Annotated in this window: 19 protein-coding genes; 2 read left to right on the forward strand and 17 right to left on the reverse strand. The window is 41.2% G+C overall.

The features are described from left to right. Positions 1 to 26 precede the first annotated feature (26 nt). Both RYK12_RS05140 and RYK12_RS05145 read left to right on the forward strand, forming a co-directional pair. On the forward strand, positions 27 to 1,592 hold the full coding sequence (locus RYK12_RS05140; RefSeq protein ID WP_261030477.1) for an ABC transporter substrate-binding protein/permease: 1,566 nt from the start codon (positions 27 to 29) through the stop codon (positions 1,590 to 1,592). Continuing rightward, positions 1,592 to 2,332 (forward strand): amino acid ABC transporter ATP-binding protein, encoded by a 741-nt coding sequence (locus RYK12_RS05145; protein ID WP_261011323.1) that lies wholly within the window; start codon positions 1,592 to 1,594, stop codon positions 2,330 to 2,332. The genes RYK12_RS05140 and RYK12_RS05145 overlap by 1 nt, the downstream gene beginning before the upstream one ends. Positions 2,333 to 2,422: 90 nt before the next feature. Here the strand turns inward: RYK12_RS05145 and RYK12_RS05150 are convergent, their stop codons facing one another. The 17 genes from RYK12_RS05150 to recA all read right to left on the reverse strand — a co-directional run bounded on the left by RYK12_RS05150 (position 2,423) and on the right by recA (position 20,226). Then, complete coding sequence (locus tag RYK12_RS05150) at positions 2,423 to 2,638, reverse strand: hypothetical protein (protein ID WP_001130035.1); 216 nt, start codon at positions 2,636 to 2,638, stop codon at positions 2,423 to 2,425. An 834-nt stretch (positions 2,639 to 3,472) separates the two neighbouring features. Continuing rightward, on the reverse strand, positions 3,473 to 4,723 hold the full coding sequence (gene ilvA / locus RYK12_RS05155; RefSeq protein ID WP_000952976.1) for a threonine ammonia-lyase IlvA: 1,251 nt from the start codon (positions 4,721 to 4,723) through the stop codon (positions 3,473 to 3,475). Between the two features lie 113 nt (positions 4,724 to 4,836). Next, on the reverse strand, positions 4,837 to 5,859 hold the full coding sequence (gene ilvC, locus RYK12_RS05160; protein WP_314847441.1) for a ketol-acid reductoisomerase: 1,023 nt from the start codon (positions 5,857 to 5,859) through the stop codon (positions 4,837 to 4,839). A 66-nt stretch (positions 5,860 to 5,925) separates the two neighbouring features. Further along, on the reverse strand, positions 5,926 to 6,402 hold the full coding sequence (ilvN, locus tag RYK12_RS05165) for an acetolactate synthase small subunit (protein WP_001253803.1): 477 nt from the start codon (positions 6,400 to 6,402) through the stop codon (positions 5,926 to 5,928). After that, complete coding sequence (locus RYK12_RS05170) at positions 6,395 to 8,095, reverse strand: acetolactate synthase large subunit (RefSeq protein ID WP_314847447.1); 1,701 nt, start codon at positions 8,093 to 8,095, stop codon at positions 6,395 to 6,397. Before RYK12_RS05170 ends, ilvN begins: the two co-directional genes overlap by 8 nt. Positions 8,096 to 8,295: 200 nt before the next feature. Then, entirely contained in the window at positions 8,296 to 9,963 is a 1,668-nt protein-coding gene (locus RYK12_RS05175) for a DAK2 domain-containing protein (protein ID WP_084923273.1), read from the reverse strand. 2 nt (positions 9,964 to 9,965) lie between these two features. After that, entirely contained in the window at positions 9,966 to 10,331 is a 366-nt protein-coding gene (locus RYK12_RS05180; RefSeq protein ID WP_000216437.1) for an Asp23/Gls24 family envelope stress response protein, read from the reverse strand. A 155-nt stretch (positions 10,332 to 10,486) separates the two neighbouring features. Next, positions 10,487 to 10,675, reverse strand: a complete 189-nt coding sequence (gene rpmB / locus RYK12_RS05185; protein WP_001140948.1) for a 50S ribosomal protein L28 — start codon at positions 10,673 to 10,675, stop codon at positions 10,487 to 10,489. Between the two features lie 105 nt (positions 10,676 to 10,780). Next, positions 10,781 to 11,455: a LiaF transmembrane domain-containing protein gene (locus RYK12_RS05190; protein WP_060627473.1), complete on the reverse strand. Its 675-nt coding sequence runs from the start codon at positions 11,453 to 11,455 to the stop codon at positions 10,781 to 10,783. A 4-nt stretch (positions 11,456 to 11,459) separates the two neighbouring features. Next, entirely contained in the window at positions 11,460 to 11,906 is a 447-nt protein-coding gene (locus RYK12_RS05195; RefSeq protein WP_000776607.1) for a LytTR family DNA-binding domain-containing protein, read from the reverse strand. A gap of 113 nt (positions 11,907 to 12,019) precedes the next feature. Continuing rightward, complete coding sequence (locus tag RYK12_RS05200) at positions 12,020 to 12,523, reverse strand: phosphatase PAP2 family protein (protein ID WP_060627471.1); 504 nt, start codon at positions 12,521 to 12,523, stop codon at positions 12,020 to 12,022. A 95-nt stretch (positions 12,524 to 12,618) separates the two neighbouring features. After that, positions 12,619 to 14,379, reverse strand: a complete 1,761-nt coding sequence (locus RYK12_RS05205) for an ABC transporter ATP-binding protein (protein ID WP_314847452.1) — start codon at positions 14,377 to 14,379, stop codon at positions 12,619 to 12,621. Beyond that, positions 14,369 to 16,138 carry an ABC transporter ATP-binding protein gene (locus RYK12_RS05210; RefSeq protein WP_060627467.1) on the reverse strand — a complete coding sequence of 590 codons (1,770 nt, stop codon included), beginning with the start codon at positions 16,136 to 16,138 and terminating at the stop codon, positions 14,369 to 14,371. Before RYK12_RS05210 ends, RYK12_RS05205 begins: the two co-directional genes overlap by 11 nt. Next, positions 16,113 to 16,583 (reverse strand): MarR family winged helix-turn-helix transcriptional regulator, encoded by a 471-nt coding sequence (locus tag RYK12_RS05215; protein WP_060627465.1) that lies wholly within the window; start codon positions 16,581 to 16,583, stop codon positions 16,113 to 16,115. The genes RYK12_RS05210 and RYK12_RS05215 overlap by 26 nt, the downstream gene beginning before the upstream one ends. Before the next feature lie 177 nt (positions 16,584 to 16,760). Then, complete coding sequence (locus RYK12_RS05220) at positions 16,761 to 17,477, reverse strand: YebC/PmpR family DNA-binding transcriptional regulator (protein ID WP_000532882.1); 717 nt, start codon at positions 17,475 to 17,477, stop codon at positions 16,761 to 16,763. Between the two features lie 96 nt (positions 17,478 to 17,573). Next, a complete protein-coding gene (locus RYK12_RS05225; protein WP_314847455.1) occupies positions 17,574 to 18,944 on the reverse strand; it encodes an MATE family efflux transporter in 1,371 nt (456 codons plus the stop codon). Positions 18,945 to 19,059: 115 nt separating this feature from the next. Further along, positions 19,060 to 20,226: a recombinase RecA gene (gene recA, locus RYK12_RS05230; RefSeq protein ID WP_314847457.1), complete on the reverse strand. Its 1,167-nt coding sequence runs from the start codon at positions 20,224 to 20,226 to the stop codon at positions 19,060 to 19,062. Positions 20,227 to 20,230 lie beyond the last annotated feature (4 nt).

The raw sequence follows: 20,230 nt of genomic DNA on the forward strand, positions 1-20,230 counted from the left end.
TTAATAGATTAGAAATAGGAGAAATCATGAGAAAAATATACTTATCTATTTTCACAAGTCTCTTGCTGATGCTGGGACTTGTCAATGTTGCCCAAGCCGATGAATATTTACGCATCGGGATGGAAGCAGCATATGCTCCCTTTAACTGGACTCAGGATGATGATAGCAATGGAGCTGTCAAAATCGATGGAACTAACCAGTACGCTAATGGATACGATGTTCAAATCGCCAAGAAAATCGCTACGGACTTAGGTAAAGAACCTTTAGTTGTTAAAACCAAGTGGGAAGGTCTAGTCCCTGCCCTTACTTCTGGTAAGATTGACATGATTATCGCAGGTATGAGTCCAACTGCCGAACGAAAACAAGAAATTGCCTTTTCAAGCAGTTACTACACTAGCGAACCAGTTTTGCTTGTCAAAAAAGATTCTGCCTACGCAAGTGCTAAATCTTTGGATGACTTTAACAGTGCGAAAATCACTTCTCAACAAGGTGTCTACCTTTATGACTTGATTGCACAAATCCCAGGTGCTAAAAAAGAAACAGCCATGGGAGACTTCGCTCAAATGCGCCAAGCTCTTGAGGCCGGTGTCATCGATGCTTATGTTTCTGAACGCCCAGAAGCTCTGACTGCCGAAGCTGCTAACTCTAAGTTTAAAATGGTTCAAGTAGAACCAGGTTTTAAAACTGGAGAAGAAGATACAGCTATTGCCATTGGACTTCGTAAAGATGACAATCGTATTAGCCAAATCAATGCCAGCATTGAAACCATTTCAAAAGACGATCAAGTTGCCTTGATGGATCGTATGATCAAGGAACAACCTGCCGAAGCTACAACAACTGAAGAGACTAGCAGTAGTTTCTTTAGCCAAGTCGCTAAAATTCTTTCTGAAAACTGGCAACAACTTTTGCGTGGTGCTGGTGTCACTCTTTTAATCTCTATCGTCGGAACCATCACAGGTCTCATTATCGGCCTTGCCATTGGTGTCTTCCGTACTGCTCCTCTATCTGAGAATAAAGCCATTTATGGTCTACAAAAACTAGTCGGCTGGATCCTCAATGTCTACATTGAAATTTTCCGTGGTACACCTATGATTGTTCAATCGATGGTTATCTACTATGGAACTGCCCAAGCTTTCGGTATCAACCTTGACCGTACACTGGCTGCTATCTTCATCGTTTCGATCAACACCGGTGCCTACATGACTGAAATTGTTCGTGGTGGTATCCTAGCAGTTGACAAGGGACAATTTGAAGCCGCGACTGCTCTTGGTATGACCCATAACCAAACCATGCGTAAGATTGTCCTCCCTCAGGTAGTTCGTAACATCCTACCAGCAACTGGTAATGAATTTGTCATCAATATCAAAGATACATCTGTATTGAACGTTATCTCGGTTGTCGAACTTTATTTCTCAGGAAATACCGTGGCAACACAAACCTATCAATACTTCCAGACATTTACAATCATCGCCGTGATTTACTTTGTCCTCACCTTCACCGTAACACGTATCCTACGATTCATCGAACGCCGCATGGACATGGATACCTATACTACAGGTGCTAACCAAATGCAAACGGAGGATTTGAAATAATGACACAAGCAATCCTTGAAATTAAACACCTCAAAAAATCCTATGGACAAAACGAAGTGCTAAAAGACATTTCTCTAACTGTCCACAAGGGTGAAGTTATCTCTATCATCGGAAGCTCTGGAAGCGGAAAATCGACCTTCCTACGCTCTATTAACCTACTTGAAACACCAACTGATGGACAAATCCTTTATCATGGACAAAACGTCCTCGACAAAGGCTATGACCTCACGCAATACCGTGAAAAGTTGGGAATGGTTTTCCAATCCTTTAACCTCTTTGAAAATCTCAACGTACTTGAAAACACAATTGTCGCTCAGACGACTGTCCTTAAACGCGAACGTACAGAAGCTGAAAAGATTGCCAAAGAAAACCTGGAAAAGGTCGGCATGGGAGAACGCTACTGGCAAGCAAAACCGAAACAACTCTCAGGTGGTCAAAAACAACGTGTGGCCATCGCTCGTGCCCTCTCCATGAATCCGGACGCCATTCTCTTTGATGAACCAACATCAGCTCTCGATCCAGAAATGGTTGGGGAAGTCCTCAAAATCATGCAAGATCTGGCTCAGGAAGGCTTGACTATGATTGTCGTAACCCACGAAATGGAATTCGCCCGTGATGTCTCTCACCGTGTTATCTTCATGGATAAGGGTGTAATCGCTGAAGAAGGTAAACCAGAAGACCTCTTCACTAATCCTAAAGAAGACCGTACAAAAGAATTCCTTCAACGTTATCTCAAATAAAAAGAAAAGGCTGCATCAACCGTGCAGTCTTTTTACTAGCCAAAAAATGAAAAGGCAGACCCTATTCAAGAATCCACCATTATCCAAAGATTAATCTTCAAATTTTTCATGATTTTTATCATAGAAATCAATTAAACCTAGAGCCGTTTCAAACGAAATATTTTTAACTTTTGCACGCCCCTGCGCTAGAGCAATGATAGACATTTCACGAGCATTCGTTTCTTTAGAGATACGGTAGCCTGTGATTTTCTTATCACGAACCCAGCCAACAACTGATTCTACTTTTTCAAAGTTTGACTTAGCCATGTCTTTCTCCTATTTTCTTATTTACGATATTTAATTGTATACGCTTTTATGCTTTTTGTCAATAAAAAAACATATATTCAATAAAATAAACGCCCTTATTTTTACTTGCTATCTTATTAAAGCTTATAATATATAGGTTTTTCACTGTCGAAAACAATTTTTATAGTTCTTTAAAACAATTGTATTATTAAATCTTATTTATGTAATAATATTCATATTTGACAGATGCTGATTCTCGATAATCTAGACATATTCTAATCTTATTTCATATTATTTATTCCACTGCAAAACAAAAAAATTTGACAAAATAATCTTCTGCTCTAAACCATTTCTAACGAGTATTTTTCTCCTTTTAGACTTTTTCATGTCTGCACCAGCATTCAATCATTTGGTCAACTTGTACTATTTATTTACTTTATCAAGTTTACTTTTTATTTCTCCTACCCATTAAAAAGCGAGTAGCTAGGAAACCGTAGTATTCTATGTTTCATTTTTCTACGGTCTTCATCTTCCGAGTATCCCGTCACTCTTCTCAGTAACCTCAGTATAAGGCTTCTCATTAGTATTGATTATTTTTTCTAATTCCTATTATATTTAGCCAAATTTCAGATTAGCTATATATAAAATAGTAGATTTCAAAAAACTCCTTACATATAACAAGTAATTTTACTCCCTTACTATAAACTGAATCAAAAAACATAGGTACTATAATGAGTTATGATAGAAATAGCGTAACCGATTTCCTAAGTCCATAGGAATCGCCCCCTTTCTTCATCTTCATTATAGCACCTATACATCAATTGTGCAAATAATATGATATTTTTTTATTAGTCCTCAGACAAGCATATTATAGAGCGTTTCATTACCATTTAAGTTAATATAAGATGGATCAAAACCTTCCATTCGACGAATCAAGCCTGCATAATCATGCTTATCTGCTAAGGCAATCCCAATCAATACAGGCCCTGTACCCTTGCTAGCTCGCTTGATATACTCAAAACGTGTAATATCATCATTTGGCCCCAGGATATCATTTACAAACTCACGCAGAGCCCCTGGACGCTGCGGGAAGTTGACCACAAAATAATGCTTGATACCATCATAAATCAAGGCACGCTCTTCCATTTCTGGCATACGGTTGATATCATTATTTCCTCCAGAAATGATACAACAAATGGTTTTCCCCTTGATATATTCAGCTAAAACTTCTAAAGAGGCGATACTAGCCGCTCCAGCAGGTTCTGCAACAATCCCTTGCTTAGAGTAGAGGTCAATCAAGGTTTCAGAAATCAACCCCTCATCGACACCTACTAAGGTTTGAACATGTTGACGAGTTGCTTCATAGGTCAACTGTCCCACCTTTTGTACAGCAATCCCATCCGCAAATTTGTCAATTTCCTTGAGTTTAACAGGTCCACCTGCTTCAAAGGCAGCCTTCATGGAACGCGCTCCATTAGCCTCTACCCCAATGACTTCAATCTCTGGACTTGTTTCCTTGATATAGGTAGAAACCCCAGCAATGAGACCACCGCCGCCAACAGGAACCAAGACAGCATCAAAATCAATCGATTCTTTTCGAGCTTCTTCTAAAATCTCATAAGCAACTGTCCCTTGACCTGCCTGAACATGGGCATCATCAAAAGGATCAATAAAGGTACGATTTTCAGAAACTGTAAATTCTTGAGCTGCTTTGGCTGAGGCATCAAAGGTATCTCCAACTAATTTAATAGTCACGAAGTCCCCACCAAAAAAGCGAACTTGACCAATCTTTTGTTGCGGAGTAGTAATGGGCATAAAGATAGTAGCAGGAATCTTCATTTCATTACAAGTATAGGCAACTCCCTGCGCATGATTTCCCGCAGAAGCACAGACTACCCCACGCTCACGTTCTTCCTTGCTGAGCTGGGAAATGGCATAATAGGCACCACGGATCTTAAAAGAACGAACACGTTGTGCATTTTCTTTTTTCAAATAAATCTTAGCACCATACTTCTCCGATAAATAATGGTCATAATCAAGCGGTGTATTAACGACCACACCATTCAAGACCTTGTGAGCCTTGATGATATCTTTTGAACTTAACATCTTTTTCTCCTAGACTATTTCATACTATCACAATTCATCCTCTTAAAAAAGAGATGAATTGATTATAAAAGCGAGTTAGTCCCCCAACTCGCCTTCACCTTAATCTCTATCAATTAGTTATAGATTTTGAATGCATCATCGTCATTTTTACCAACAAATGGCATTGCTTTACGCAATTCTGCACCAACTTTTTCAATTTCAAGGTTAGCTGCTTGTTCACGGTAAGCAGTCAATTTTGGACGTCCAGCTTTATAGTCATTTACAAAGCCATTTGCAAATTTACCATTTTGGATGTCTGCCAAGACAGCTTTCATGTTTTCTTTAACTTGCTCAGTAATTACACGTGGACCTGATACATAGTCACCGTACTCAGCAGTGTTTGAAATTGATTGACGCATTTTCTTGAATCCACCTTCATAGATCAAGTCAACGATTAATTTCATTTCGTGAAGAACTTCAAAGTAAGCCAATTCTGGAGCGTAACCTGCTTCTGTCAAGACTTCGAAACCTGCTTCGATAAGGGCAGTCAAACCACCGCAAAGTACAGCTTGTTCACCAAACAAATCTTCTTCAGTTTCTTCTTTGTAAGTTGTTTCAAGAAGACCTACACGAGCTGCTCCAACACCTTTACACCAGTCCATAGCAATGTTTTTAGCATTTCCTGTTGCATCTTGGTATACTGCGTAAAGAGCTGGAACACCAAATCCTTCTTCATAAGTACGACGTACCAAGTGTCCTGGTCCTTTAGGAGCACACATAAAGACATCTACATCTGCAGGAACTTTGATAAATTCAAAGTGGATGTTGAAACCATGAGCAAATCCAACTGCATTTCCAGCTTCCAAGTTTGGAGCGATTTCTGCTTCGTACAATTCTTGTTGGATTTCGTCTGGTGCCAAAATCATGATAACATCAGCCAATTTAGTTGCTTCTGCTACTGTATAAGTGTCAAATCCATCTTCTTTTGCTTTATCAAAAGATTTACCTGGACGTACACCGATAATAACGTCGCGACCTGAATCACGCAAGTTTTGAGCATGCGCATGTCCTTGTGAACCATAACCGATAACGGCGATTTTTTTACCGTCAAGTGCTGCTACTTTAACATCTTTTTCGTATTCCATTTGAACTGCCATAGTTTTTTCTCTCTTTTCTATTATTTATTGCCTTTTAGGCTGGTTTAACAAATTTAAGTTGGATTTTTAATCGCGGGTAAATCCAGTTGCACCAGTTCGAGCGATATTCCGAATACCGTATGGTCGAATGACTCGCAATAGAGCTTCACTCTTTTCAGCATTTCCTGTCATTTGAATAGTAATTGAGCTTGGTGCTACGTCTACCACCGTTGCACGGAAAGGTTGAATAATCGCTAGAATCTCAGCTCGCTTCTCAGCTGGCGCTGACATCTTAACCAAAATCACCTCGCGCTCCAAGTGTGGTTTATCCGTAATATCTCGAATGCGAATCACATCAATCTGACGATTGAGTTGTTTAATGATTTGCTCCACTTCATCATGTGAAGCTACATCAATAATAATGGTGATACGCGATACATTCGGATCTTCTGTTGCTCCAACAGAGATACTTTCGATATTAACCTGACGGCGAGACAGGACACCGGTAAAGCGATTGAGGACTCCTGATCGATTTTGTAGTTTTGCTGTTAACATTCTACGCATGGAACTTCACCCCCAACATCTCATGATTACTCTTACCAGCTGGTACCATTGGTAACACCTGTTCCTTACGAGAAATATCTACCTCGATTAGCATAGGAACATTCTCAGTGATAACTTCAAGGTCTTGAGCCAAGGTCTCAGGATTGTCAAACTTATAGTTTTTAATACCATAAGCTTGTGCCATCAGTTGGAAATCTGGAAGGGTATCAAAGACTGACTCTGATGTTCTACCTTCATAGAAGGATTCTTGCCACTGGCGAACCATTCCAAGTGAGTGGTTGTTCAGCATAACCACCTTGATTGGCACCTTGTAAATGTTCAAAATAGCCAATTCTTGGTTAGTCATTTGGAAACCGCCATCCCCAACAAACAAGACTACTTCCTTATCTGGGTTAGCAATTTTAGCTCCAATTGCTGCTGGAATTCCGAATCCCATGGTTCCCAAACCACCTGAAGTCACTAACTGACGTTCATTTTGGTAAGGATAATACTGGGCTGTCCACATTTGGTGTTGACCAACGTCTGTTACCACAATAGCATCTCCATTCGTCAACTCACCGATGCGTTCAATAACGGCTTGTGGTTGAACCACACGCTCTTTCTTGTCATAAGAACGAACACGGTTCTTGTCTTTAGTGACTTTCTCAATCCATTTCTCAGTATTATTATGAATTGTTGGTTCGGCCAGCAACATTTGCAAGGCTTTCTTAGCGTCTCCAACTACAGGAATATCCGCACTGATAATCTTGCCAATCTCAGCTGGGTCAATATCAATGTGAGCAACCTTAGCATTCTTAGCGAAGGTCTTAGGATTCCCTGTCAAGCGGTCATCAAAACGGCAACCAATACTAATCATAAAGTCAGCTTCCGTCATGGCAATATTAGCTGCGAATGATCCGTGCATGCCTCCCATTCCAAGGAAGAGTGGATGAGTTGTTGCAATCGTACCTTGTCCCAAAAGACTGGTTACCACTGGAATCTGATAGCGTTCTGCAAATTCATTTAATTCTGCAGCTGCTTCAGCATAACTAATTCCACCACCAGCTAGCAAGACTGGCTTTTTAGCCTTGGATAATTGCTTCAAGATTTTCTTGATTTGCATATCATTTGGCTCAAGAGTCGGTTGATAGCTTGGTAGGTTCACTTCTGGTGAATAGATGAAGTCCGTTTCTAAAGCAGATACGTCTTTAGGTAGGTCAATGACAACTGGCCCTGGTCGACCTGTAGTTGCGATATGGACAGCTTCCGTAATGATTCGAGGGATATCAGCTGTCTCACGAACTTGGTAATTGTACTTAGTGATTGGCATGGTAATTCCCACAATGTCTGCCTCCTGAAAGGCATCTTTCCCAATCCCCGCTCGCGCCACCTGACCTGTAAAGACCAAAAGGGGAACACTATCGCTCATGGCATCCGCAATCCCTGTAATAGCATTTGTTGCTCCTGGTCCACTAGTGACGACGGCAACACCCAACTTTCCAGTTGATTTGGCATAACCTTCAGCTTCATGCAGACAACCTTGCTCATGGCGTCCTAGAATGTGGCGAATGCCTTTAAAATTATATATCGCATCATAAAAAGGCAAGACTGCACCACCAGGATAACCAAAGATGGTATCAATTCCTAAATCACGAAGTGTTTCCAAAACTAGGTCCGACCCCGTCTTAGGAGATTCTAAACTGATTTTCTCCATTGTTCCCCTTTCTCTTCTCTTAAAAATAACTTGTTACTATCATACCATTTTTTCAAAATTTTTCAAGACAAAAGAAGAAATTTTCTGAATTTTCTATTTTAACGTTTATTTATGAATGTTATTTTTGTTTTTATTAAAAAGATACCGATTTCATTTACTAAAAAAGAAAAAAGAACTGATTTCTCAGTCCTTCATTAATCTTATTCCACACTAAATAGGTATGGGTAAACCGGTTGTTCTCCTTGGTGAATCTCGACTTCAACGTCTTCGAATTCTTCTACGATTTCTTGAGCAATTTCATTGGCAAGTTCTTCGCTTCCATCTTCACCGACATAGAATGTTACGATTTCACTATCTTCATCCAACATATGTTTCAATGTTTCAGTCAAGGTTTGGTGCATGTCAGGGTTTGACACGAGAATTTTCCCATCCACCATACCAAGATTATCATTTTCATGGATTTCTAAGCCATCAATCGTTGTATCACGCACAGCTGTTGTGACGCTTCCGCTAACGACATCGCTAAGAGCAGCTGTCATACGCTCTTGGTTTTCTTCGATGGACTTGCTTGGATCAAAGGCAAGAAGACTAGTCAATCCTTGAGGAAGAGTACGAGCTTCAACCACTACTGCTGGTTGTTCCAAAACTTCTGCTGCAGATTGAGCTGCCATGAAGATATTCTTGTTATTTGGCAGGAAGATGATGTTACGAGCATTGACCTGTTCAACAGCCTTGATAAAGTCTTCTGTTGAAGGATTCATGGTTTGACCGCCTTCGATAACATAATCAACACCTTGGGAACGGAAGATATCTGCTAGGCCTTTACCAGCCACTACAGCAATCAAAGCATACTCTTTTTCTTCAGCTGGCTTGCTAACTTGAGCAGCTTCTTTCTCAACCTGTGCTTCGTGTTGGTTCCGCATATTGTCAACTTTTACCTTGACCAAGCTACCATATTTGAGACCTTCTTGCATAACCAGTCCTGGATCTTCTGTATGGACATGGACTTTGACAATTTCATCATCATTGACAACAAGAAGAGAATCCCCGAGTTCATTCAAGTAGTTACGGAATTCGTCGTAGTCAAAATCTTTGGCATAAGTTGGACCTTGCTTGAGAGCTACCATGATTTCAGTACAGTAACCAAAGGTGATGTCCTCAGTCGCTACGTGACCAGCTACTGACTTGTGGTGTTCTGCATTGATCATTTCACTCATATTAGCAGGAGTCGCTACAAAGTCCTCAGATGCAATATATTCACCAGTAAGGGCTGAAAGGAAACCTTCGTAGATGAAGACCAGTCCTTGACCACCTGAATCCACAACGCCAACTTCTTTCAATACTGGAAGCATGTCTGGCGTTTTAGCTAGTGCTGTTTTAGCACCTTCCAAGGCTGCGCGCATGACTTCAACAGCGTCATCTGTTTGCTCAGCTTTTTTCTTAGCACCGATAGCAGCACCGCGAGAAACTGTCAAAATCGTTCCTTCAACTGGTTTCATAACTGCCTTATAAGCAACTTCCACACCTGATTGGAAGGCAAGGGCCAAGTCTTGACCTGTTAACTCGTCTTTATCCTTGATGGCTTGTGAAAATCCACGGAAAAGCTGAGACGTAATAACTCCTGAGTTTCCACGCGCACCCATCAAAAGACCTTTGGCAAGAATGCTCGCTACCTCGCCAACTGTAGAAGCTGGCTTATCTGCAACTTCTTTAGCACCATTTTCAATGGTCATTCCCATGTTTGTTCCAGTATCTCCATCTGGAACTGGAAAGACGTTTAATGAATTGACATATTCAGCTTGCTTATTCAAGCGAGTTGATGCAGCCTGCACCATTTCTTGAAATAAGCTAGTAGTAATTTTTGACACGGTTATTCTCCTACAACTTTGATATTTTGAATGTAGACATTTACAGTCTGAGCAGTAATTCCAAGTTGGTTTTCCAAACTAAAACGAACACGCTCTTGAATGTTTTTTGACACTTCGCTAATCTTTGTTCCGTAGCTCAACACGGTATATACATCAACTGCAATACTGCCATCTTCGGCTGCCTTTACGACCACACCTTTAGAATAATTTTCCTTACCTAGAAGGGCTTGGAAATTATCTTTGAGGGCATTTTTACTAGCCATACCGACCACACCAAAAATCTCAGTTGCTGCTCCACCTACGACGGTTGCAATCACTTCATCTGTTAGTTCGATTTGACCATCTTTTGTATTAATTTTTACAGTCATCCTTTTTACCTCAACTAGTTGATACTCTATTTTATCATATTTCAGCCCAAGTGTAAAAGCAGAATACTGTATCAGCGGATATTTACTCTATTTTTCAAATGATTTTATATCTACAGTAAAAGAAAAAAGACCCTAAGGTCTCCTTACTTTTATTATTAAACGCGTTCAACTTTACCTGATTTCAAAGCACGAGCTGAAGCCCAAACTTTTTTAGGTTTACCATCGATAAGAACAGTAACTTTTTGAAGGTTTGGTTTTACGGCACGTTTTGTTTGGTTCATCGCGTGTGAACGGTTGTTTCCAGATACAGTCTTACGACCTGTAAAGTAACATACTTTAGCCATTGTATTTTCCTCCTATTAGATCTAATATAGCGGATGTGCTAGCACCACATACCGTACTATGTTATCACACTTTCTTCATTTTTGCAAGAGAATTGGAAGATTTTTTTATTTGACGTAAACAACTCCTAATTTCCCAAAAGCCACATCTCCACGGATAATCAAGGTTTTGCTGGTTGGCGCTAAAGGAGTATCTGCCTTGGCTACGCCACAGAAAGTTTCTACCTTTAAATCAACTCCCCAATGTTTAGGAACATAGATAACTGCATTCCCAAAACCGACTTCCACTTTCAGAGTTGCGCTATCTCCTAAAATCTCTGCATTGTCATAATAGATTTTGGCATTTCCAAAACCAACTTCTACTTGGTCGTCTACCAATTCTTGATTTTGCTTGTAGAAAGTCCCAGTCCCAAAAGCAACTTCCTTATCTGTAAGAATGGTCTTTTTACCATCATACCACCATTTTTTCCCATTCCAAGTTCTGTTAGAATGAGTGAGTGCGCTGACACCCATTACGATTAAAATACTTGCCCAGAACAATGACTGATTAGGAATTGGTAAAATGCCATAAAAGTGGTTAGCAATCATTAAGGCTACTAGAGCTGTAAAAGAGGCTGAAGTTAAGTGACGACGCAACAAAGCTCCAACTGATTGATAGGCAAAAAATGCAATACCAAGCAAGGGCCAAATTTGCCCACCGAATGAAGGGATTCCAAAATTTCCTTGTAATAATATTAAAGCTGCCAATACTAGCAACACAATACCAAATGCTTTCTTTTTCATGTTCTTACCTCATGTTTCTTAGATTTTCTTTTAGGAGGGATTGGTAATGTCGTGAGACATGAACCTCCTTATGGGTCTGATAAAAGGAAATGGTGCCCGTTCCTGAAAAGGACTTGTCCACCGAGTAAACCTGACGGATATTTGCGATAGTTGACTTGGATACTCGACTAAAATAGCGAGGCAGGATCGACTCTAACTCATAGAGTTTGAGCCGAACTTCGTAGGCATCTTTCTGGGTATGGGCATAAATCTTGCTACCTTCCGTCTCAAAGAAGAGAATTTCCGACAAATCCAGATAATATTCACCTGTTCCCTTATAAAAAATCAACCGAGGAGACTTGGATTCTTGCAAGAGCCGCTGTAAATCCGCAATCTCATCTGTCAAAGCCGCTGCCTTGATGACAATTTCAGTTTCCTCTAAATTGCTGTCAATTTCGATTCGTAACTTCATTCCATCTCCTTTCTGACTCTACTATATCAAAGCTAAAATAAGAAAACAAGAGCAAAAAAGCAAGTGGTTACTTTAGACCCGTAAGTGGTTGTAAGGCTACCCTAACTTACAGGTCAACATAGAAAGAAAATCACCCCCCACACAAGAGCACACATATAGCCAACCACTACATCCTTGGGATAATGCACGCCACCTAGAACTCGCACAAGGCCGAGGAGGGCTGACAAGACCAACAAGATAACCCCTACAGATAAACTAGCATGTAAGCAAGCCATGGAGATAATGGTTGCTGAAAAGACATGACGGCTGGGCATAGACTGACCAGGACTATCTCTGTCAAGCAAGGGTTTAATATCCCATTCCTCATAAGGCCTAGGAGTATTGATTTTCTTACGAAGAAGGGACAAAATAACAAAGCCTGATGCAGGGACAAACACATAGATCCAGACCTGTTTCTCAAGTCCTTGTTGGAGATAGACAGTTGCTAACAAGGTTAGATAAATTATAGGCATAACTACCGTCATAAAGCGATTGAAAGTTCTTAACAAGCTCAGAAGAAAGGGCCTATTTTCAATGTTAGCAGCAATGTAGTCATACCATTCTTGATAATTTTTCATATATTTTCTCATCACTTACTCAAATTTTGCTTACAGGGAAGCACTTGTCTTCTAGTATAGTGCAGAAAAAGAAGGCCGTCAAGCCTTCTTTCGATTTATTCTTCTGCTTCGTCTTCTGTAAATTGACTGTTGTAGAGGTCAGCGTAGAAACCAGCTTGCGCCATCAGCTCATCATGATTTCCTTGCTCGATGATATTTCCATCTTTCATAACCAGAATAAGATCAGCATTTCGGATAGTAGACAAGCGGTGGGCGATGACAAAGGAAGTTCTTCCCTCCATCAAACGGTCCATGGCTTTCTGGATTAATTCTTCCGTCCGTGTATCAACCGAAGAGGTCGCTTCATCTAGGATTAGGAGTGGTGCATCTTTCAGCAAAGCGCGAGCAATGGTCAAGAGTTGCTTTTGTCCGACAGACAAGGTCACTGTATCGTCCAAGACGGTATCGTAACCATCTGGGAGGGTCATAATAAAGTGATGAATCCCTACAGCCTTGCTGGCTTCAATCACGCGCTCATCGCTAATATCCTTTTGGTTATAGATAAGATTGTCTCGGATAGTGCCTTCAAAGAGCCAAGTGTCCTGCAAGACCATTGAAAAGGCATCATGTACTTCCGAACGCTTCATCTCCTTGGTATCCACACCATCGATACGGATGTTTCCCTTATCAATCTCATAGAACTTCATCAAAAGATTGACAATGGTTGTCTTACCAGCTCCGGTCGGTCCGACAATGGCAACCTTTTGACCTGCATGAGCAGTCGCAGAAAAGTCATTAATGATGGTTCGCTCTGGTGTATAACCAAAGGAAACTCGATCAAAGACCACTTGCCCTTTCATATCGCTCAGCTGTCTTTCTTTATGAGATTCATCTTCCATTTCCTCTTCACCTAAGAATTCGAAGACACGTCCCATGGCTGCGCTAGTTTGCTGAAGACTGGTAATCCCTTGAGCAATTTGGGAAAGGGGCTGAGAAAAGATACGAACGTAGGCCATAAAGGCAACGATAATCCCGATACTAATCTGCCCATTCAGAGCCAAAGCTGCACCAACAATAATCACCAAGGCATAGCTAAAGTTCCCAATAAACATCATAATCGGCATCATAATCCCTGAAATAAACTGAGATTTCCAGATACTGTCATACAGACGATGGTTTAATTTCGCAAACTCTTCTTTCGTGCTCTCGATAGCATTGTAGCTGGTCACCACATTATGACCAGAGTACATTTCTTCCACATAACCATTGACAGCTGCCAAATCCTGTTGCTGACTTTTAAAGAATCCCTGTGATTTGCCCATAAAGACAGACACGAAAGCAAAACCAATAAGAGTTGAAACAACCGTCACCAAAGCTAAAATCCAGTTCATACCAAACATGGTTACTAAGACAGCCACGACCAGTAAGCTAGATGAAAGAACTGTTCCTAGACTTTGATTGAGGGATTGGGCTGCAGTGTCAACGTCATTAGTCACACGAGACAAGGTATCTCCTTGAGAATGCCCATCAAAATATCCTAATGGAAGGCGATTGATTTTCTCTGCAATAGCTCTTCTCAAACGCTCTGAAAAACGTTGAATAGCTGTTGTAAACAGAAAGGCCTGCAAATAATTTGATAAAAGTCCAATCACATAGATGACGGCCAAAAAACCACCAATAGCTGCAACCGCCGCGACATCCACACTTGTTTCCAAACCACTGGCAATGATATTGGTCATTTCCTTGATGCGGGTTGGACCATATACAGTAATGATATTGGATAAGATTGTTGCTAGAAAGGCTATCAGAAGGGCAAACTGGAGACCTGCAAGATAGGGTTTACTCTGTTTCCAGAGAGACATTTTCTTATTTTCCATGTTCCAATTCCTCCTTCGATAGTTGTGAATAGGCAATTTCTTGGTAAACTTCGTTATTAGCTAGAAGTTCCTTGTGGGTGCCTTGTCCCACGACTTTTCCTTGATCCAAGACCAAAATCAAATCTGCATCCATAATCGTTGAAATACGCTGTGCAACGATAAGCTTGGTCATAGACTTGGTTTTCTCTGCTAGCTCTTGGCGTAGGACACGGTCTGTCTTGTAGTCCAAAGCTGAGAAGGAGTCATCAAAGATGAGGATTTCTGGCTTCCGAGCCAAGGCACGCGCAATGGCCAGACGCTGTCTTTGACCACCTGAGAAGTTGGTTCCTCCTTGGGCCACTTCTGACGATAAGCCCGCTTCCTTGTCTTCGATAAAGTTCTTAGACTGGGCCAACTCCAAAGCCTGCCACATAGCCTGTTCACTAAGTGGTGTTTCTTGACTGTGTCCAAAGTCCAAATTGCCCTTAACATCACCTGAAAAGAGAACCGCTTTCTGAGGAATATAACCAACCTTGTTGCGCAAATCTTTCAAGTCATAGTCTTGAACATTGACACCATCCACCAGAATTTCTCCTTCTGACACATCGTAGAAACGTGGAATCAGATTGACCAGAGTTGATTTACCAGAACCTGTTGACCCAATAAAGGCCACTGTTTGACCAGCTTCTGCTTTAAAGCTGACATGCTCGATAACCGCCTCCGAATTTGCCGCATAGCGGAAGGTCACATCCTTAAACTCGACCTGACCTTTGAGATTTTCATCAGCCAGCTGCGCTTGAGCAGGATTTTGGATAGAAGAATGTAAATCTAGAACCTGGTTAATCCGCTTGGCAGAGACCATGGTTCGGGGAAGAACGATGAAGAGCGCCCCCATGAGAAGGAAGCCCATGACAACCTGCATGGCATAAGACATGAAAACAACCATATCACTAAAGAGAGGCAGGCGCGCCGTCGGAGCAGCATCGTTGATTACATAGGCTCCAATCCAGTATATCGCCACACTCAAACCACTTGAAATTCCCATCATGATAGGATTCAAAATGGCCATGAGACGGTTGACAAACAAATTCAAGCGTGTCAATTCATCATTTGCTGCTGCAAATTTTTCATTTTGGTAATCCTCTGCATTGTAGGCACGAACGACGCGAATACCTGTTAAACTCTCACGAGTGATACTGTTCAGTTTATCTGTCAACCCCTGAATCAAGGACTGTTTTGGAAAGGCTAGCGTCATCAAAACAGTCGTCATCAGGACGTTGACAATCACTGCCACAAGTACGGCCCAGAGCCAGTATTCTGAATGGCCTAAAATCTTCCCGATAGCCCAGATAGCCATAATCGGACCACGCGTAACTACTTGCAAGCCCATGGTAATCAACATTTGAACTTGAGTAATGTCATTGGTAGTACGAGTTAAAAGACTGGGAATAGAGAATTTCTTAATCTCTGTCTGCGAGTAATCCAAAACTCGGTTAAAAATATCACTTCTCAGCCTACTAGTATAAGAAGCGGCCACTCTGGACGAAAAAAATCCAACTGCAACTGCGGATAAGAAGGCTAGAAAGGACATTCCCACCATCATACCTGCTGGTTGCCATAACTCATCCAAGTTGGTTCTTTGACTTCCTAGTAAATTCGTAATTTTCGAGATATAGGTCGGCACTTCTAACTCTAGATAGACCGAAAAGCAGGTAAAGAGAATGGCTAGTAAAATCATCCCCCATTCTTTCCTACTAATTCGTTTGGCTAATTTCTTCATTCTCTCCTCCTATTCCCTTGATATTTGCCTGTAGTTGACCGAGAACTTTCTCAAAAATCAGTAATTCATCTTCATCAATGTCTGCCATCAACTGGTTGTCAATGCGTTCAAAGAAGGCTTTAACCTGCTTCATTTGAGAACGCGATTTGTCCGTCAGACGAACAAACTTAGCCCGCTTATCGCTAGAACTCGCTTCCAATTCCACCAAACCATTTTGCACCATACGCTTGACTAGATTACTAGCAACAGACTTGGTAATATTGAGTTCTTGTTCAATATCCTTGATGAGCGTTAATTCTTGTTCATGCTCACGCCAACCTAAAAAACGCAGAACTTGTCCTTGAGGTCCACCCATAAATTCAATACCACAACGTTTGGCTTCCTTTTGTACCATCAGATGTACCTGGTGGCCGAAACGTTTTAAAACTAACATCGGTTTATCCATACTAACTCCTTTCTAACTATCACATTTAGTTCTCCTAGGAACTAAACAAGTTTCCATGAGAACTATTTTACCACTTTGAAAAGGGATGTCAAGAAAAAGTTTCCTAGAGAACTATTTTTCTTGATTCAAAAAATCCCAAGTGATTTTTTCACTTAGGATCATGTTCACTAGGTTAAATTAGAATCCGTCTACGTTTGTGTAGATCTTTTGTACGTCTTCGTCGTCTTCAAGAACGCTGTAAAGTTTTTCAAAGGTTTCAAGGTCATCGCCTGACAATTCCACTTCTGACTGAGGAATCATTTCCAATTCGGTCACTTGGAATTCTTCAATACCTGACTCACGAAGGGCAACGATAGCCTTGTGAAGGTCAGTTGGAGCTGTGTAAACTGTGATTGTACCTTCTTCTGCTTCTACATCATCCACATCCACATCTGCTTCAAGCAATTGCTCAAAGACTGCATCGGCATCTTCACCTGCAAATACGATAACACCCTTGTTGTCGAAGAGATAAGAAACCGAACCTGAAGCACCCATGTTTCCGCCGTTTTTACCAAAGGCTGCACGGACATTAGCCGCTGTACGGTTAACGTTTGAAGTCAAAGTATCAACAATCAGCATAGAACCATTTGGTCCAAAACCTTCGTAACGTCCTTCTGTAAAGGTTTCGTCTGTGTTTCCTTTAGCCTTGTCCAAAGCTTTATCGATAACGTGTTTTGGCACTTGGGCTTGTTTAGCACGGTCGATAACGAATTTCAAAGCTGAGTTTGATTCTGGATCTGGATCACCTTTTTTAGCTGCTACATAGATTTCTACACCAAATTTTGCATATACTTTAGAGTTAGCTCCATCTTTAGCCGTTTTCTTGGCTACGATATTGGCCCATTTACGTCCCATTAGGAATCTCCTTTTTTCACATTTTAATCTTTCTTATTATAACACAAGTTTTTTCGATTTTCACTAGAGGAAATGGATTTTATTCAGCAAATCGAGCTATGATGACACTTTTGTTGCCAAGATGGCCTTACCTTCTTTTATCAAGGGGTGACGAAACAGTGAGAAATACAGTTGGATAGTCATGGCAACCCAGATAAGGGGTTCGCAAAGGATAACTCCCTTATAGCCCGCCCAAGGGATAATCAAGCACACAAAAGCAATTTTCCCAATTAGTTCGATAAAGCTAGAAACCAGAGGAAGGATTTTTTGCCCCAAGCCCTGCAAACAATTGCGATAAATTAACAAGAGACTCAAAATAGGATAAAAAGCTGAGCTGATTTGCAGATAGAGACTGCCATTTCCTACCAAGTAGCTATCCGTCGAACTAGCTAAGAAGGAAACCAAGGCTGGACTGGCAAAAAAGAGGAAGATACAAACAAAAACTGCCCAGGATATACTTAAACGACTGCCGATTCTAAGACCTTGGACAATGCGGTCTGGGCTCTTAGCACCTAAATTCTGCGAAGCAAAGGTCGTCATCGAAGCGGAAATAGCGGTCATGGGAAGAAGGGCGAAGGCCATAATGCGTCGAGCTGCTGTTTGAGCACTAATAATCACGGCTCCAAAGGTATTAACAGAAGACTGTAAAATCACACTACCAATGGACACAATTGAACTCATCAAGCCCATAGCCAAACCTTGCTCCAAGAGATCGGCGTATAAGGCCTTGTCCCATTTGAAATGCTTGAGTTGAGGGAGTAGCTCAGGCACACTCTTACGGATATAATAAAAGCAAAGAACCGCTGATAAACCCTGCGAAATGATGGTAGCAAGTCCCGCCGATTGAACTCCAAGATGCAATTGCGTAATAAAATAGAGATCCAGAACCACATTGACCAGAGCAGAGAAAATCAAAAAACCAAGCGCAGCCAGACTGTCCCCAATAGACCGCAACAAGCCTGCAAAAAGATTATAAGCAAAGCTGACACCAACACAGGTTACAATCATAGAAATATATTGATAAGACTGAGGAAGGATTTCTGCAGGAGTATCTAGGTATTGCAAGAGAGGATACAAACCAAGAAAGCCCAGCAGCATCACTACAATACTCAAAAGAGCACCTAAAATCCAGGTGGCTGCTACTGCCTCCTTGATTTTAGTGAAATTCCGAGCTCCATAATAGCGGGCAATGACAATTCCCATGCCATTGCCAACACCAAGAGTAAAACCTACAATCAGGTCAAAAATCGCTGTCGTCGCTCCTACTGCAGCCAAGGATTCTTGACCAAGAAATCGTCCAACAATCAAGACATCAGCAGTATTATAGAGCTGTTGAAAAATATTTGATAGCAAGATTGGGAAGGCGAAGCTTAAGAGCGAGGGAAGAATCGGACCATGTATCAGGTCCACTGTTCGTTTTTTATTCATAAGGCTATTATATCAGCTTTCTAGAGGAGCGACAAGAAACAGCAAACTATAGATGATCTAAAAACTTGAATCAAAAACCAAAAAAGCAGCGGATGTTCTCCACTACTTTGACACCTTATTCTTCAATTTCGATTTCAAGTTCGTCGCCTAGGTCAAGAGTTACTTCTTCATTCACAGAATCTGCTTGAACTGCTTCATCTTTTTTAGTTTCAACGCCTTCTACAGAAGCTTCCTCTCCATCAATCAAACCAAATTGAACACGGACTTGATGGTCAATCTCATCAAAGACTTCTGAGTTATCTGCCAAGTATTTCTTAGCATTTTCAGAACCTTGCCCGATTTTCTCATCCTTGTAAGAGTACCAAGCTCCTGCTTTTTTGATGATATCCAAATCACTTGCAATCTTCAAAAGCTCACCAGTCTTAGAAATCCCTTCTCCGTACATGATTTCAACGAAGGCTTCCTTAAATGGTGGAGCCACCTTGTTTTTCACGACCTTGATTTTAGTTTCTTTACCCACATTGGTATCTTTTTGGTCACCAGTTCCCTTGATTTGTGTGCTTCCACGAACATCCAAACGGACTGATGCGTAAAATTTCAGAGCACGTCCACCAGGAGTTGTTTCTGGATTTCCAAACATGACCCCAACTTTTTCACGCAATTGGTTGATAAAGATGGCAATTGTTTTGGTTTTATTGATAGAAGCACCAAGCTTACGCATAGCCTGGCTCATCATACGAGCCTGCAAACCAACGTGGCTATCTCCGATATCTCCATCAATTTCCGCACGAGGGACAAGGGCAGCAACTGAGTCGACCACGACAAGATCTACAGCACCTGAATCAATCAATTTTCCTGCGATCTCAAGACCTTGCTCTCCTGAGTCTGGTTGTGACAAGAGCAACTCATCAATGTTGACCCCAAGGGCCGCAGCATAAGCTGGATCAAGAGCATGCTCCGCATCAATAAAGGCAGCAATCCCACCTTCTTTTTGCGCTTGCGCAACTGCATGAAGGGCAACTGTTGTCTTACCAGATGACTCTGGTCCATAGATTTCGATGATACGTCCCTTAGGATAACCACCTGAACCAAGGGCAATATCAAGAGCCAAGGAACCGGAGCTCATCACTTGCACCTTTTGCTCTGCCCGTTCACCCAAACGCATGATTGAACCCTTACCAAAGTCTTTCTCAATCAATTTAAGAGCGTCATTCAAGGCTTTTTCACGTTCAGCCCCGAATTTTTTTGAAATTTCATCTAATTTTTTTGGTTTTTTCGCCATTCTA

Source organism: uncultured Streptococcus sp., assembly GCF_963518475.1.
GTDB lineage: Bacteria > Bacillota > Bacilli > Lactobacillales > Streptococcaceae > Streptococcus.

Coding starts and splice junctions, on each gene's coding strand:
- RYK12_RS05140 (WP_261030477.1), top strand. CDS start 27: ATGAGAAAAATATACTTATCTATTTTCACAAGTCTCTTGCTGATGCTG.
- RYK12_RS05145 (WP_261011323.1), top strand. CDS start 1,592: ATGACACAAGCAATCCTTGAAATTAAACACCTCAAAAAATCCTATGGA.
- RYK12_RS05150 (WP_001130035.1), bottom strand. CDS start 2,638: ATGGCTAAGTCAAACTTTGAAAAAGTAGAATCAGTTGTTGGCTGGGTT.
- ilvA (WP_000952976.1), bottom strand. CDS start 4,723: ATGTTAAGTTCAAAAGATATCATCAAGGCTCACAAGGTCTTGAATGGT.
- ilvC (WP_314847441.1), bottom strand. CDS start 5,859: ATGGCAGTTCAAATGGAATACGAAAAAGATGTTAAAGTAGCAGCACTT.
- ilvN (WP_001253803.1), bottom strand. CDS start 6,402: ATGCGTAGAATGTTAACAGCAAAACTACAAAATCGATCAGGAGTCCTC.
- RYK12_RS05170 (WP_314847447.1), bottom strand. CDS start 8,095: ATGGAGAAAATCAGTTTAGAATCTCCTAAGACGGGGTCGGACCTAGTT.
- RYK12_RS05180 (WP_000216437.1), bottom strand. CDS start 10,331: ATGACTGTAAAAATTAATACAAAAGATGGTCAAATCGAACTAACAGAT.
- rpmB (WP_001140948.1), bottom strand. CDS start 10,675: ATGGCTAAAGTATGTTACTTTACAGGTCGTAAGACTGTATCTGGAAAC.
- RYK12_RS05190 (WP_060627473.1), bottom strand. CDS start 11,455: ATGAAAAAGAAAGCATTTGGTATTGTGTTGCTAGTATTGGCAGCTTTA.
- RYK12_RS05195 (WP_000776607.1), bottom strand. CDS start 11,906: ATGAAGTTACGAATCGAAATTGACAGCAATTTAGAGGAAACTGAAATT.
- RYK12_RS05200 (WP_060627471.1), bottom strand. CDS start 12,523: ATGAAAAATTATCAAGAATGGTATGACTACATTGCTGCTAACATTGAA.
- RYK12_RS05205 (WP_314847452.1), bottom strand. CDS start 14,379: ATGGAAAATAAGAAAATGTCTCTCTGGAAACAGAGTAAACCCTATCTT.
- RYK12_RS05210 (WP_060627467.1), bottom strand. CDS start 16,138: ATGAAGAAATTAGCCAAACGAATTAGTAGGAAAGAATGGGGGATGATT.
- RYK12_RS05215 (WP_060627465.1), bottom strand. CDS start 16,583: ATGGATAAACCGATGTTAGTTTTAAAACGTTTCGGCCACCAGGTACAT.
- RYK12_RS05220 (WP_000532882.1), bottom strand. CDS start 17,477: ATGGGACGTAAATGGGCCAATATCGTAGCCAAGAAAACGGCTAAAGAT.
- RYK12_RS05225 (WP_314847455.1), bottom strand. CDS start 18,944: ATGAATAAAAAACGAACAGTGGACCTGATACATGGTCCGATTCTTCCC.
- recA (WP_314847457.1), bottom strand. CDS start 20,226: ATGGCGAAAAAACCAAAAAAATTAGATGAAATTTCAAAAAAATTCGGG.